This window comes from Undibacterium sp. WLX3042 (assembly GCF_049544825.1).
GTDB lineage: Bacteria > Pseudomonadota > Gammaproteobacteria > Burkholderiales > Burkholderiaceae_D > Undibacterium.
On record NZ_CP186698.1, the window covers coordinates 36,821 to 51,023 of the forward strand.

Consider the following 14,203-nt stretch of genomic DNA (forward strand, 5'->3'; position numbering starts at 1 on the left):
GCGATGCCACCTAACGAGCACCGGCCTTTGAAAGAAAAATTAACTACTTCACAAATGTGAGAATCAGAAAAAGCCGTCTTTCTTCAAGAAAAACAAAGGCTTCGCTGTGCTGCTATCAATGACGACCAACCAATCGGTACCACGGCTTAATACTGGTAAAAATTTTGCATTATCAATTGTATGACCAGTCTTGTTCAGTTGACGCTCTATTTCGAGCTTACTTTCCGGATATTTTTTAATTAAGGTATCAAGGGTTCTGGCAACGCTCAAAACCTTGGTCTGAGAGTCAGCATAAGGTTGCCAAAAAGAAGGTCTGGTACCAATGTCATAGCCCGAAAAAGCGCGGAAAGCAGCATCAGATTTTTCGACTGCATCTTTATAATCGCGGACACCCAATAATACAGGCCCTGTCAGAGACAGACTGCGCATATCCGCCCGTGCCTGAGGCAACTCATTGATATCAACATCATTCGCCGTTACGACACGAAACTGCGAACCTTCAAAGACCATCGCAACCGGGCGTGCGATATAGACCACGTGAGCGCCGTAGGTCAGGCCTGACACCTGCAAAATACTGATCACAAGAATATCACGTAACAACTCTGCTCTTTTCTTCTTTTGATCAAACGCCACGAATGTCAGTAATGGCCCCAAAACAATATCGACAGAAATCACTATCCATATCAGCTGCATCCCTCCACAGATATCTGCGTATTGACCGGGATACCACAAAAATAAAATAGTTCCAGCGACCATAGTGGCAATGATGGCGGATACCAGTAAATGCAACCCTGATGCACGTAAGCGGAAAACTAATCCAGACATAATCAAGCTGCCAATAAACAAAAAAAAAGCACTCAGTGTGAATGCCTTTGGTTACAAGATTAAGAAAATACAACGATGACGATCATTGCGCAGCAATGGTCTTTCTCTGATATGGATTGTAAACTAATCCACCTCAATGCTGAGTATCTCAGACAGACAAAAATTGAGCTCAGACACAACAAAAATCAGACTTCATCAACAGTAGCTTATTTACATGCCTGAGGCAGCCATTTCAATTCGATATCAGTACCAGCACTGGCGCTGCAATCCCAGATTTTCCCACCGTCCGGGGTTTTAAATACCAATTTCTTAGTTTCCGCCTGACCATAAGTCATCACCGAGGTGATACTGCCTTCAGGATAAGTTCCTTGCACAGCACTATCAATTTTTGAATATTTGCCTACCAGGGCAACATTAATTTGCTTTGCATCAGGATCTTTTTCCACCAGACCAGGCCATTCCTTATTTTCATAACCATAAACGGCGATCGGCCCCTTCACTCCCCCGATCAACTCGACAGCTTCCGCGACCTGAGCCCTCGTCGTGTAATCCAGGTATGAAGGTAATGCTATTGCGGCCAAAATACCGATAATTGCAACCACAATCATCAGTTCGATCAGGGTAAAACCTCTTTGAAACCGCTGTTTATACATGGCAATCTCTCGGCAAGAAACAACTCGAAAAAAAAGGTGCCGAAAACAGCACCTTTCATCAGACAGCAAAACACAAATTACTTACATGCTTGTGGCAACCACTTGATGTCAACAGTAGTACCAGCACCGGCACTTGTACAACTCCAAGTCTGACCACCATCCGTAGTTTTGAATTTAACCAGCTTGTCTTTAGCCTGACCGGATGACATTGTCGCAACAGTAGTACCTGTTGGGAATGTACCATCCACAGTCGCCGTCACAGCAGAATACTTACCTGTCAATGTTGCAACGATTTGCTTCGCTGTTGGATCTTTAGCAACCAACGAAGTAGGCCATTCATTATTTTCGTAACCGTAAGCAGACAAAGGTGACTTCAAACCACCGAGCAACTCAACCGCTTCAGAAACCTGAGCGCGTGTCGTGTAGTCATTGTATGCAGGCAACGCAACTGCAGCCAGAATACCGATAATCGCTACAACGATCATCAATTCAATCAAGGTAAAACCTTGTTGTACTTTTTTAACCAATTTCATAGATTTCATATAGTTCTCCTAATAACAATTTAAAAGAATGACCCTGTCCACCTTACAGCAAACTGTGTGCCAGCTATTTAACATTAAGTCACAAGAGCAAATTAGCGTTAATGTTGTTCATACACTTCAAAATAAGTGACGTTCTACGTTAATAAGTGACATTTTTTGTCAATCACTTACATTCAAAGTCGGAAATACTCTGTTTGTCGACTGTTAAACACTAAATTGCATGTGAGTACCACTAATATCAATCACATCACCATGCTGTAAGGTATGTGGCTGTTCTGACAGCAGTTGCCCGTTCACTTTCGGGAATTCTTTTCCTTCGACGTGGCGAACAATATATCTGTCCGTTTGCCTTGCAATTGCAATCACTTGCGTCCCAGGACTTCCCACGGTCGTCACCGCTTTTGTCAACACCAACTCCTTACCCGCATTAGCACCATTGATCACTTTTATTTTCGCCGGAGCCTGCTGCCCTGAAACCGCGGAAGAGACTGGCGTGACCTGAGCGCTCTTTTCTACCTGAAAGCGCAGTTTGTACTTGCCAATATCGATAACATCATCGTGCTGAAGTAGATGCTTCTTGACTGGCTGATTATTAACCAGAGTGCCATTGGTACTACCCAGGTCAAGAACAAAAGAACCATTCGGTGTAGTATCAATCGCTGCATGTTGACCACTGACTGTCAGGTGATCGATAACTATATCGTTCCCGACGCGTCGACCTATCGTAATACGGGATTTGTTTATACTGACTTCTTGCTGCACCAACCCATTAAAGGTGACGATGATCTTCGCCATACATCCTCTCACTTATTCAATTTTCCAAAGATTGCCGGAATAACAGCTTTTGAATCCAGGACGGACTATGTACCGCCTTTAACCTGAACAAAACAACCGATATGTTATCGAAACCACCCTCGATGTTTGCAGAATCAACCAATGCTCTGCAGCAGACAGATAAATCATCTGCATATCGCTGTAACATTGCGTGAATCTGGTGATCATCAAGCAAGTCTGTCAATCCGTCAGAGCAAAGCATATAAATATCAGAATCTTCTGACTGATGAACACTCAGGTCAATTTCGATGTTGTCCTGAATACCTACGGCTCGCGTAATCAAATTTTTGATTGATGAAAAACGTGCCTGGGCTTCTGTAATTAAGCCAGCATTGATCTGATCCTGAAGAACGGAGTGATCCTCCGTCATTCTTGTCAACACATGGTGACGATAACGATATGCCCTGGAATCGCCGACGTGTGCGAACAAAATCTTATCCTGAATGCAGCACGCTGCAACGACTGTTGTCCCCATACCAAAACATTCTGGATTTTCCCGTGAAGTCTGCACGACCTGGCGGTTTGCCAGAACAATAGCGTCTGACATCCAGCGCGATACATGAATTGACTGAAAACCCAACTTTGAATACCAGGCAGAATCCAGTTTTTCGCAGAGATAGTCAGCAACGACTTGCGTTGTCATAGCGCTGGCGACTTCTCCCGCCTGATACCCTCCCATACCGTCAGCAAGCACCGCGCAACCGTAATCCGCACAGACAACGATGGCGTCTTCGTTATGCTTCCGTACCCGTCCGACATCTGACAGGGCAGCAAATTCTAGTACATACTGATGTGGCATCGACAAATAGCACTCATTGATTGCTGACTCTGGCTGGAAACCAGAACGATTAGTTTATTTAATATTACCTATCACCGCGAAGCTTAACATTAAGGTATTGAGTTTGCACTGTCTGTACTCAAAAGCAAAGTATACGCGCGAAAAAAAACCGCGAAAATCGCGGTTTTTTTTGGGGATGAATAAAATCCGTTTTACAGCATCGCTTTCAACAAGCGCGCCATCTCAGATGGATTCTTCGTTGTCATAATACCGCAAGATTCCATGATATCCAATTTTGCTTGTGCTGTATCAGCACCGCCGGAAATCAAGGCACCAGCGTGACCCATACGCTTACCCGGAGGCGCGGTTACCCCCGCGATAAAGCCAACTACCGGCTTCTTCATATTGTCTTTAATCCAATATGCAGCATTCGCTTCGTCCGGACCACCGATTTCACCAATCATGATCACTGCATCTGTATCAGGATCATCATTGAACATCTTCATGATATCGATATGTTTCAGACCATTGATAGGATCGCCACCGATACCAACGGCGGAAGATTGACCCAAGCCCAGCGCTGTCAACTGACCGACCGCTTCATAAGTCAGTGTACCGGAGCGGGAAACCACGCCAATACGACCTTTACGGTGAATGTGGCCTGGCATAATACCGATTTTGATTTCGTCAGGTGTGATCAAGCCTGGGCAGTTAGGGCCAAGCAATTTTGTTTTGCTACCGGCTTTTGCCATGCGGTCTTTCAACATCATCATGTCGCGAACAGGAATACCTTCTGTGATACAGATCGCCAGATCGAGATCCGCTTCAACCGCTTCCCAGATCGCAGCCGCTGCACCAGCTGGCGGAACATAGATCACAGAAACGGTTGCGCCCGTTGCTGCTTTCGCTTCAGAGACATTTGCGTAAATTGGAATACCTTCGAAATCTTCACCAGCTTTTTTAGGATTTACACCTGCAACGAAGCAGTTTTTGCCATTCGCGTAATCGCGGCACATACGTGTATGAAACTGGCCAGTTTTACCAGTGATCCCTTGGGTAATAACTTTAGTGTCTTTATTAATCAGGATGGACATAGTGATTCCTTGCAATAATTAAGCGTGAGCTGCAGCAGCGGCAACAACCTTCTGTGCTGCTTCTTCCATCGTGTCAGCAGAAATGATAGGCAGACCTGAGTCAGCCAGCATTTTCTTGCCGATGTCTTCATTTGTACCCTTCATGCGTACGACCAGAGGTACTTGCAGGGAAACAGCTTTAGACGCAGTAATCACACCTTCTGCGATCACGTCGCAGCGCATAATACCGCCGAAGATATTAACCAGAATCGCTTTCAGACCAGGATTTTTCAACATGATCTTGAATGCTTCAGTGACTTTTTCTGCTGTTGCACCACCACCTACGTCAAGGAAGTTAGCTGGCTCACCACCGAACAGTTTGATCGTATCCATGGTTGCCATCGCCAGACCAGCACCGTTCACCAGACAACCGATGTTACCGTCGAGGGAGATATAGGCAAGGTCAAATTTGGACGCTTCGATTTCGGCCGGATCTTCTTCATCCAGATCGCGGTAAGCAACGATTTCTGGCTGACGGAACAAGGAGTTAGCGTCGAAGTTAAACTTAGCATCCAGCGCGATCACTTTACCGGAACCAGTCAGAATCAAAGGATTGATTTCCGCCAGAGAGCAATCTGTCTCCATGAAAGCTTTGTACAAGCCTTTTAACTGAACGCGGGCGTCTTCAATAGAGCCCTCAGGTACACCGATTTTACGGGAAATGTCGTCGGCTTCAGCGTCTTGCAGACCATTGGTCGGATCAATCGCGATGCTGTGAATCAGTTCTGGATGCTTCTCTGCAACCTCTTCAATATCCATACCGCCTTCGCTTGATGCCATCAGAACCACGCGCTGACTTACGCGATCAGTCACCATACTGACGTACAGTTCTTTTTTGATGTCAGCACCTTCTTCGATCAGCAAGCGACGAACTTTCTGGCCTTCAGGACCAGTCTGGTGAGTCACCAGCTGCATGCCCATGATCGCATCAGCGTATTCACGTACTTGCTCCAGAGATTTTGCGACTTTTACGCCACCACCTTTACCGCGGCCACCTGCGTGGATTTGTGCCTTGACTACCCAGACTGGCCCACCCAGAGTTTCAGCCGCTTTAACGGCTTCTTCAACGGACATGCATGGGATACCGCGTGGTACGGTCACTCCGAATTTGCGGAGGATTTCTTTACCCTGATACTCATGAATTTTCATACAACTTCCCTTCAGACACTGAGGTATAAATAATTAAAAAACAAACTAGCTGGGTGATTTTGCATTGGGCGCAGATTTTGCCCAACGCGGGTAATACTGAACAACAGCCGGGCCATCCAGACGCAAAGCATGGCATCGGTCAAGCTGGAATGGTTGTTGAGATTCAGTTGAGCTGCTGGCGCCATCACGGGTATCAATGACATCACCAGCAAAAGCCTGGATAGCAGCAGTTGGAAGAACAAAAGCAAGCTCTGTCAGATGAGAGCAACCGTTAACACCCGACATACGCTCTTTAACTCCCTGACGAAATTGTTTCATCAGATTGAGACCAATCAGCTTTTTATAATCAGCCTCTATCGCCTCGCAATATCCGGGATAAGGAACAGCCGCAGAACGAGCCAGCACATCAACGATATTTAACTGTAAGTCGATAGTCACTCGCAAATGGAGATCATGCAAAGCCATCCCCTCTGGCCTGATGCCAGAAGCGAGCGTAATATCACGGGTTTTATGATCCGTAATGTGCGCGTCGAGATCCCACAATCCATCGTTCCTGGCGAACGCAGATATGGAAATCGCACGTGTATGCTTCAACGTACGGTGTATTTCAGGATTGGATGAGGGCATCATGCCTTGTTAGCGGCTTACTTTATAAAAAGCCACAATTGCGTGTCGCTACCGCAGCTTCTACGGTAGCAGCCGCTCCTGCGGCGCTGCAAAAAACCTGCGGATTCTAGCACAGCTAATTAGCCAACTCATATTCCGGCTCATTTTTTTTTGCGCGTTGAAAACAAAGATTTACCTTACTAATCATTATCTGGGCGTTCCGCCTTCATAGCGATTTGAACTGATCTGCCGGAAAAACCTCTCTGTTGCAAAAACCTGCTTTGCTTGACACGCTCATTCTGATCTGCAGGCGGACGGGGAAATTTTCGATGCAACACCTCGATGGCCCGACTCACTTCAGACTCAGCTAATTCGGACTTAATTCGGGACATTTCAAGCGCATTAACGTTGTGACTTTGCAACTCAGCCAAAATACGATGATTACCAAAGCGACCTGAACGCCGGTTAATCAACGAATCAGAGAATCGTTCTGCCGAAAGAAAGTTATTGACTTCCAGCCAATCGAGAATTGCATCGACGTCATCCCCATCTTCCGCGTAAGAAGATAATTTTCTGAATAATTCGACACGGCTGTGTTCACGCATGGATAAATACCTGAGTGCCCGCCCTTTAAGACTTAATTTCTGCATCATTATTTACACAAAACAAAAGCCGATAATCCTTGAAGAAAGAATTATCGGCTGATTGTTATGTCCTTAAAATAACCTGAACGTATCCTTAGCTCGCGTCCGCATTAATCGCTGGCAATAAAGGGACGCCGAGATGTTCACGCACCTTGTTTTCAATTTCATGCGCAAGATCCGGACGCTCTTTCAGGAAATTACGCGCATTATCTTTACCCTGACCAATACGTTCGCCATTGTAGCTGTACCACGCGCCAGCTTTTTCAATAATTTTAGCGTCCGCGCCCAAATCAAGAATCTCCCCTTCTCGGGAAGTTCCTTCGCCATACAAGATATCAAAATGTGCTTCTTTGAATGGAGGCGCAACTTTATTTTTGACGACTTTGACCTTTGTTTCGTTACCAATGACTTCATCGCCGGCTTTAATGGAGCCTGTGCGGCGTATATCCAGACGCACTGACGCGTAAAATTTCAATGCATTACCACCGGTCGTTGTCTCAGGGCTACCGAACATCACACCAATCTTCATACGAATCTGGTTAATGAAAATGACCAGCGTATTTGTCCGCTTAATACTGCCAGTCAGCTTACGCAAAGCCTGAGACATCAGACGGGCCTGCAAGCCAGGTAAAGAATCGCCCATGTCGCCCTCAATTTCAGCACGCGGCGTCAAGGCAGCAACCGAGTCAATAACCACCAGGTCAACACTACCCGAACGCACTAATGCATCTGTAATTTCCAATGCTTGCTCACCAGTATCGGGCTGAGAAATCAGCAGATCATTGACGTTCACGCCCAGCTTTTGGGCGTAACCGACATCTAAAGCGTGCTCAGCATCGATAAATGCGCAAGTACCACCAATTTTTTGCATCTCAGCTATCGCCTGCAGAGTCAGCGTGGTTTTACCTGAAGATTCAGGACCATAAATTTCAACCACACGTCCCCGTGGTAAGCCGCCAACACCTAAGGCAATATCCAGACCGAGTGAGCCAGTGGACACAACCTGCACCTCTTCCACCGCAGCACCATCGGCCATGCGCATGACCGATCCTTTACCAAATTGCTTCTCGATTTGCGCCAATGCTGCCGCGAGCGCCTTGCTCTTTTCTGAGCTGTTGTCAGGTTTCTTATCGTCCATAGAATCTTTCATTCAATAAGCAACGGGTGGAAAAATAAATAGTCACTATCAGTAACTACGTTTAACAGTACTGTATAAAAAAACAGTGATTTATGCAAGCACGATTTTTATTTTTTGCGCATATTATTAACAGCATGCTCAATGTCCGTCGAAATTATCGAAATTCACTTAACTCTGAATTTTGTTTAGCTAACTCTGAACTTTTAAGGTCACTGGAAACCGCACCCGATTACGGGAATCAAAGAGGCGTATTTTCCAGCTACCAGAAAATTCAAAGTTAACTGATTCATTTGTTCAGAATTCATTATTCATCCCAAATATAAATCGCTGATTTTCATAAACATGTAATTCAGCTTTAATTGAATATCGACACTAAAACCCGAAGGTACCATTTGCATCAATGTGACTTAGGACGATAGTAATAGCGCACTCCCGACGACATAAAAAAAGGAGGCAAAGCTAACGCTGTTACCCCCTTGGATACCGCCAATGCAAAAATCAGTTATTTCGCAAATTTCTGCGCAAGCTGGTTTATTTTTTCGGCTCTCTTCTGCAGTTTTTCGGCTTCCTCTGCCGCCGCCTGCTGCTGACGTTTGAGTTTTGCCTCCGCCTGCGAACGCTCAGCGTTTTTCTTAGCACGTTCTTTCAGCATTTCTTCTGCATGCGCTTTATGCATTTCTTCCAAAGGCTCTGCAGGATTGCCATCGAGATCAAAGCGGGTTGTCGCTTTGATGGTCTTTTGCAGGTAACGCGTTGATTTCGTATGATAAGCAAGTACCATCCGTAAAACTTTACGGGGAGTTTCGGGCAATCTGGCAAGGATTTGCTTATCTATGCCTATCGCAAGCGGCTCATTATTGAGAAACACCGGGAATGTCTCTTTTAAGGTGCTCAACAGGGCTTGCGCTTCAGAAACGGGAATAGACTTGCTTTTGGTATTCATGAATTTAGGAAACTTAATTTCAAAGGGGCAAAGCATAACATAGCAGCCAGACAGATACCCTCAAATACTCAGCCGATCATCACGGCAAACGCTGTCATTTGAGTTATGGCTCAATGCTATACGCAGTCTGAAAAAGGGGGAAAGTATATGAAGCTGTACAAAAATCAAATTATTGATGCGTATGTGCCTGCAGATATTCAAGAAACGAAGTCGCAACAGGCGATAGCCTTTTCCCTTTCAGGTAAACAATATACCAGCTGGAATGTACCGGAAAACTACTGACATCCAGCACTGTAAGCGATTGATCAACTAAATGTTCACCCAGGGCGTGTGTGGATAAAATCGCCAGCCCCATTTCTCCCGCCACTGCTTGCTTGATCGCCTCATTACTTCCTAATTCAAGTCGAACGACCGGCGTAAATCCCTGCGCGGCAAAATGTTGATCACAAGCGAGCCTCGTCCCTGATCCGCTCTCACGCAGAATAAATCGTTCTTTGCTTAGTTTTTCCAGAGGGATCCGTTTCCGGTTGACCAGAGGATGCGACAAAGGCGCAATCACAACAAGGGGATTGGGCAAAAAGACCTGCTGCACAACATCGATATCTTTCGGTGGGGCAGACATGATGTAGATGTCGTCGCTGTTATCGCGTAATCGTTGCAAAACACCATCGCGGTTCTGCACTTCCAGTGCAATATCGATTTCAGGAAAGTCACGACAAAATTTTCCTAATAACCGGGGAATAAAATATTTTGCAGTACTCACCACAGCCACCCGCAAACGACCTCGCTGATATCCTTTCAGACTATCGATACGCTGGCCGAAAGAAGCCCATTCATCCGCTACCGCCCGCGCAGTTTTTGCCAGTTCTTCCCCAGCCTGGGTGAGGAAAATTTTTTTACCAATGACTTCATATAACGGTAAGCCAATTTCGTCGGTCAGCTCGCGCATCTGCATCGATACCGTCGGCTGCGTCACATGAAAGTTGCGCGCAACCGCGCTGATACTCAACTGCTCTGCGAGTTCGGCAAACAAGCGTAATTGGCGAAAAGTCACATTCATAGATTATTACTGATGATTATTAACATAAAAATTGATTTTACCTGATGATTTAGTCTGGGTAGTATGACGCCAGAATTTTTAGGGGAAATTTATGTCCAGTTTGCGCGATCCAGCTATTTTATTTTTCATCTTCGGCATCTTTGCCGGTCTTATCAAATCTAATCTGACTATTCCTACACACATCTCCCGATTTTTATCGCTGTACCTGTTAATGGCACTGGGTTTAAAAGGCGGCTTTGCACTGAATCATTCCGGATTAAATTTACAAATCATCAGTAGTCTGGGATGCGCTGTTTTTCTGGCACTGCTGACCCCGGCTCTAGGATATTTTTTCCTGAAACGGCTAGTTCCTAAACTCGACGCTACCGCCATCGCCGCCACATACGGATCCGTCAGCGCAGTGACTTTCATTACGGCCGTACAGTATCTGGAAAGCAGGCATCTTGAATATGGCGGCCACATGGCGGCGGCGATGGCCTTAATGGAATCACCGGCAATTATTTTTGCTGTGATTCTGTCAAATACGATCAGGCAGAGGCAAACCGCAAATCAGACAGGAGCGCTATCGTCCATTAAAAGCGTTTTACATGAATCTCTGACGGATGGCGCGCAACTATTGCTGTTAGGCGCAATGCTGGTGGGTATCATCTCCGGCGATGCCGGTAAGACTGCAATGCAGCCATTTTCCGGTGACTTATTTAAAGGCATGCTTGCATTTTTTCTGCTGGATATGGGGCTGATGACTGCAAAAAGCTTCGGTAACCTCAAAGGCAATTCGCCATTGGTTATCAGCTACGCGGTACTCGCCCCGATTTGTCATGCCACTATTGCTTTAATTCTCTGTATGCTGCTGCATATTCCATCTGGTGACGCAGGCTTGTTGATGGTACTGGCTGCAAGTGCCTCGTACATCGCGGTTCCGGCTGTGCTGCGTTACGCAATTCCAGAGGCATCACCTTCGCTCTATCTTGGCATGTCTCTTGGTATCACTTTTCCGCTGAATATCTTGCTTGGCATTCCAACTTATATGAGCGCGGCAAGATTTGTTCTCGGTTAAAGAACAAACAACGGAAAGAATATTTCGGACAACAGAAGTCAATACATATCGGGCAATGAGCGCGCCTTTCTTAGACTAATGCTGCAGGAACCTATCACATTCAGTGCCGGTTTTGAGAGGTCGCACGCAAATTCAAACAGTTTAGAAATTTATTGCGCCATTAAATCTACACAGACCTGAATTGCGCTAAAGTTGAGCTAATATTAATTGCTGGAAATCGCATTGCGGACAATGGATAAAGTCAGCTATACAGATTGCGTTTATCTGTTTCCCAGCAGAGTCAACTTGGTTTGGAATATTCATTATGCGTATTTTATTGGCAGAAGACGACAGCGTTCTGGCGGATGGGCTGACCCGCTCGCTGCGGCAATCAGGATATGCGACCGACTGCGTCAGTAACGGGCAAGAAGCAGATTCAGCATTATCCACTCAGGACTTCGATTTATTGATTCTGGATCTCGGCCTGCCCAAAATGAGCGGACTGGAAGTGCTGCGCCGTTTGCGCGCCCGCAACTCACATCTGCCTGTACTGATCCTGACTGCAGCCGACTCGGTAGAACAGCGTGTGAAAGGTCTGGATTTAGGTGCTGATGATTACATGGCAAAACCATTCGCTTTGTCCGAACTCGAAGCGCGTGTCAGAGCCCTGACGCGCCGCGGAGCAGGTGGTGGCCCCACCGTGATCAAACACGGGCCGCTCAGTTACGATCAGGTCGGCAGAATTGCATATATTCATGAACAGATGCTGGATTTGTCCGCACGCGAACTCGGCCTGCTGGAAGTGTTATTGCAAAGAACCGGACGCTTGGTCTCGAAAGAACAACTGGTCGATCACCTTTGCGAATGGGGCGAAGAAGTCAGTAACAATGCAATCGAAGTGTATGTGCATCGCCTGCGTAAAAAAATCGAAGTCGATGGCGTCAGAATTGCGACGGTCAGAGGGTTGGGCTACTGCCTTGAAAAATTCTTTGTCGCGCCTGCTGCCAAACCGGCCAATACAGATACCGGACAGTAATGAGTAAGGACAGCGGCATCGCTGATGCATCATCGACTTCTGCGCCATCTGCGTCAGAAAATATGCTATTGCAGCAGCCGGAAGAAAAGATCCAGCGCTCTTTATTTGGTGAGATTCTTGACTGGATGCTCGCGCCATTATTGCTGCTGTGGCCTATGAGTATCGCCATCACTTATCTGGTCGCAAAGTCAATCGCAAACCAGCCTTTCGATCGGGCACTGGAAGACAAGGTACTGGTACTCGCGCAACAGGTCAAAGAATTTGATGGTCAGGCGATTACCCAATTATCCAAACCGGCACGCGATATTTTGCGGGCCGATGATCTCGATAATATTCATTTTCAGATAAAAAATGCCAAGGGGGATCTGATCGATGGCGATCAGGATATTCCTGCGCCTACCGATGAAGAACGCCCTGCTGCCGGTAATATTCAGTTCAGAAATCTGAGTCTGCGCGGTATCGATTACCGTATTGCGTACAGTTATATTGACCTGTCGCCACCGACAAAAAAAAACGCAACGCCGGAATCGTCGCAGATCATGATACAAGTCGCGGAAACGCTGGAAAAGCGTGCCGTTCTGGCAAATGAAATTATCAAGGGCGTGGTACTGCCGCAATTTATTATTCTGCCGATCGCACTGGCGCTGGTCTGGTTCGCGCTGAGCCGCGGTTTATCGCCACTGGCCGAATTGCAGCAACGCATACGTGCGCGTCGGCCGGATGATCTCAGTCCTATCGATTCGCGCCAGGTTCCGGAAGAAATTACGCCACTGGTCAACTCTTTAAATGACATGCTGGCGCGTCTGGCACAAACGATAGACATACAAAAACGCTTCATCGCGGATGCTGCGCACCAGATGAAAACACCGCTGGCCGGGATGCGTATGCAATCTGAATTAGCTTTACGACAAACCGATCATGAAGAAATCCGGCGCTCACTGTTACAGTTATCGACCAGCTCAGAAGCCGCGACCCGTCTCATCAATCAATTACTGACACTGGCTCGGGCAGAAAACCTGACTCCGGCTACGCGACCGCTGGAGCAAGTGAACTTGAATGAACTGGCGATGAATGTCGTGCGGGACTGGATACAGGCTTCATTCGCAAAAAAAATTGATCTGGGTTTTGAACAACCCGATTTCCCCATCATCATATTTGCCAATCCCCTGATGCTACGGGAAATGCTGAGCAATCTGATCGATAACGCAATCCGGTATACTCCGGCAGAACACAGCATCACAGTTAAAATCAGCATGAATGAACAGCAGGCGCTGGCGATCATCGAAGTGGAAGACAACGGCCCCGGTATTCCGGTCGCTGAACGTGAACATGTGTTTGAACGTTTCTATCGTATCCTCGGCAGCAATGTGCAAGGTAGTGGACTTGGCCTTGCCATCGTCAGGGAAATCGCACAGCAACATGGCGCGCAGATAGAAATTCTCGATAATCCGCATCCGCAGGCCCCACAATTCCCCGGTACCGTTTTCCGTATTTCGTTCCGATTAAATCCCTTTGATGAATTCATTGGCGAAGCGTGAAATGAAGACACCATCGACACCAACACCGGAAAAAAAGTCTGCGCCACGTCATTACTGGCGAGGCACCAAAAGACTGACGACGGCGCTGTTGTTATGCTGGGGATTGCTCAGTTTTTTCAGTCTTTTTTTTGCGCGGGAACTATCCGAATGGCATTTCTTTGACTGGCCGCTGTCGTTTTATCTGGCAGCACAGGGGCTGACGCTGAGTTACGTTCTGATACTCGCGATTTACTCGATAGGCATGCGATGGATACAACGCTCCCGACAAGACGATAAAGACGGATAAGT

Annotated in this window: 16 protein-coding genes; 4 read left to right on the forward strand and 12 right to left on the reverse strand. The window is 46.7% G+C overall.

Annotated features, from left to right (window positions below):
• Positions 1 to 63 precede the first annotated feature (63 nt).
• The 12 genes from tfpZ to ACPAOP_RS00230 form a co-directional block, all read right to left on the reverse strand.
• Complete coding sequence (gene tfpZ / locus ACPAOP_RS00175) at positions 64 to 825, reverse strand: TfpX/TfpZ family type IV pilin accessory protein (RefSeq protein ID WP_423708872.1); 762 nt, start codon at positions 823 to 825, stop codon at positions 64 to 66.
• A gap of 206 nt (positions 826 to 1,031) precedes the next feature.
• Entirely contained in the window at positions 1,032 to 1,478 is a 447-nt protein-coding gene (locus tag ACPAOP_RS00180) for a pilin (protein ID WP_423708873.1), read from the reverse strand.
• A 77-nt stretch (positions 1,479 to 1,555) separates the two neighbouring features.
• Positions 1,556 to 2,020 (reverse strand): pilin, encoded by a 465-nt coding sequence (locus ACPAOP_RS00185; protein WP_423708874.1) that lies wholly within the window; start codon positions 2,018 to 2,020, stop codon positions 1,556 to 1,558.
• A 204-nt stretch (positions 2,021 to 2,224) separates the two neighbouring features.
• Positions 2,225 to 2,815, reverse strand: a complete 591-nt coding sequence (locus ACPAOP_RS00190; protein WP_423708875.1) for an FHA domain-containing protein — start codon at positions 2,813 to 2,815, stop codon at positions 2,225 to 2,227.
• A gap of 16 nt (positions 2,816 to 2,831) precedes the next feature.
• Positions 2,832 to 3,653 carry a Stp1/IreP family PP2C-type Ser/Thr phosphatase gene (locus ACPAOP_RS00195; RefSeq protein ID WP_423682247.1) on the reverse strand — a complete coding sequence of 274 codons (822 nt, stop codon included), beginning with the start codon at positions 3,651 to 3,653 and terminating at the stop codon, positions 2,832 to 2,834.
• Between the two features lie 191 nt (positions 3,654 to 3,844).
• Positions 3,845 to 4,726, reverse strand: coding sequence for a succinate--CoA ligase subunit alpha (gene sucD, locus ACPAOP_RS00200; protein ID WP_423708876.1), 882 nt, complete (start codon positions 4,724 to 4,726; stop codon positions 3,845 to 3,847).
• Between the two features lie 18 nt (positions 4,727 to 4,744).
• On the reverse strand, positions 4,745 to 5,914 hold the full coding sequence (gene sucC / locus ACPAOP_RS00205) for an ADP-forming succinate--CoA ligase subunit beta (protein ID WP_423680941.1): 1,170 nt from the start codon (positions 5,912 to 5,914) through the stop codon (positions 4,745 to 4,747).
• A gap of 45 nt (positions 5,915 to 5,959) precedes the next feature.
• Entirely contained in the window at positions 5,960 to 6,544 is a 585-nt protein-coding gene (locus tag ACPAOP_RS00210; protein ID WP_423708877.1) for a DUF2889 domain-containing protein, read from the reverse strand.
• Positions 6,545 to 6,720: 176 nt separating this feature from the next.
• Positions 6,721 to 7,173: a recombination regulator RecX gene (recX, locus tag ACPAOP_RS00215; protein WP_423680939.1), complete on the reverse strand. Its 453-nt coding sequence runs from the start codon at positions 7,171 to 7,173 to the stop codon at positions 6,721 to 6,723.
• 85 nt (positions 7,174 to 7,258) lie between these two features.
• On the reverse strand, positions 7,259 to 8,302 hold the full coding sequence (gene recA, locus ACPAOP_RS00220; protein ID WP_423680938.1) for a recombinase RecA: 1,044 nt from the start codon (positions 8,300 to 8,302) through the stop codon (positions 7,259 to 7,261).
• 502 nt (positions 8,303 to 8,804) lie between these two features.
• Positions 8,805 to 9,245: a ProQ/FINO family protein gene (locus ACPAOP_RS00225; RefSeq protein ID WP_423680937.1), complete on the reverse strand. Its 441-nt coding sequence runs from the start codon at positions 9,243 to 9,245 to the stop codon at positions 8,805 to 8,807.
• A gap of 169 nt (positions 9,246 to 9,414) precedes the next feature.
• The gene (locus tag ACPAOP_RS00230; protein ID WP_423680936.1) at positions 9,415 to 10,305 is read right to left on the reverse strand and encodes a LysR family transcriptional regulator; all 891 of its coding nucleotides are present in this window, start codon (positions 10,303 to 10,305) and stop codon (positions 9,415 to 9,417) included.
• A gap of 91 nt (positions 10,306 to 10,396) precedes the next feature.
• Between ACPAOP_RS00230 and ACPAOP_RS00235 the strand changes: the two genes are divergently transcribed.
• The 4 genes from ACPAOP_RS00235 (at position 10,397) to ACPAOP_RS00250 (ending at position 14,201) form a co-directional block, all read left to right on the forward strand.
• On the forward strand, positions 10,397 to 11,362 hold the full coding sequence (locus ACPAOP_RS00235) for a sodium-dependent bicarbonate transport family permease (protein WP_423708878.1): 966 nt from the start codon (positions 10,397 to 10,399) through the stop codon (positions 11,360 to 11,362).
• 304 nt (positions 11,363 to 11,666) lie between these two features.
• Positions 11,667 to 12,377, forward strand: coding sequence for a response regulator (locus tag ACPAOP_RS00240; protein WP_423680934.1), 711 nt, complete (start codon positions 11,667 to 11,669; stop codon positions 12,375 to 12,377).
• Entirely contained in the window at positions 12,377 to 13,915 is a 1,539-nt protein-coding gene (locus ACPAOP_RS00245) for a sensor histidine kinase N-terminal domain-containing protein (RefSeq protein WP_423708879.1), read from the forward strand. Before ACPAOP_RS00240 ends, ACPAOP_RS00245 begins: the two co-directional genes overlap by 1 nt.
• Positions 13,893 to 14,201 (forward strand): DUF4212 domain-containing protein, encoded by a 309-nt coding sequence (locus ACPAOP_RS00250; protein WP_423680932.1) that lies wholly within the window; start codon positions 13,893 to 13,895, stop codon positions 14,199 to 14,201. The genes ACPAOP_RS00245 and ACPAOP_RS00250 overlap by 23 nt, the downstream gene beginning before the upstream one ends.
• The last annotated feature ends 2 nt before the right edge of the window (positions 14,202 to 14,203 follow it).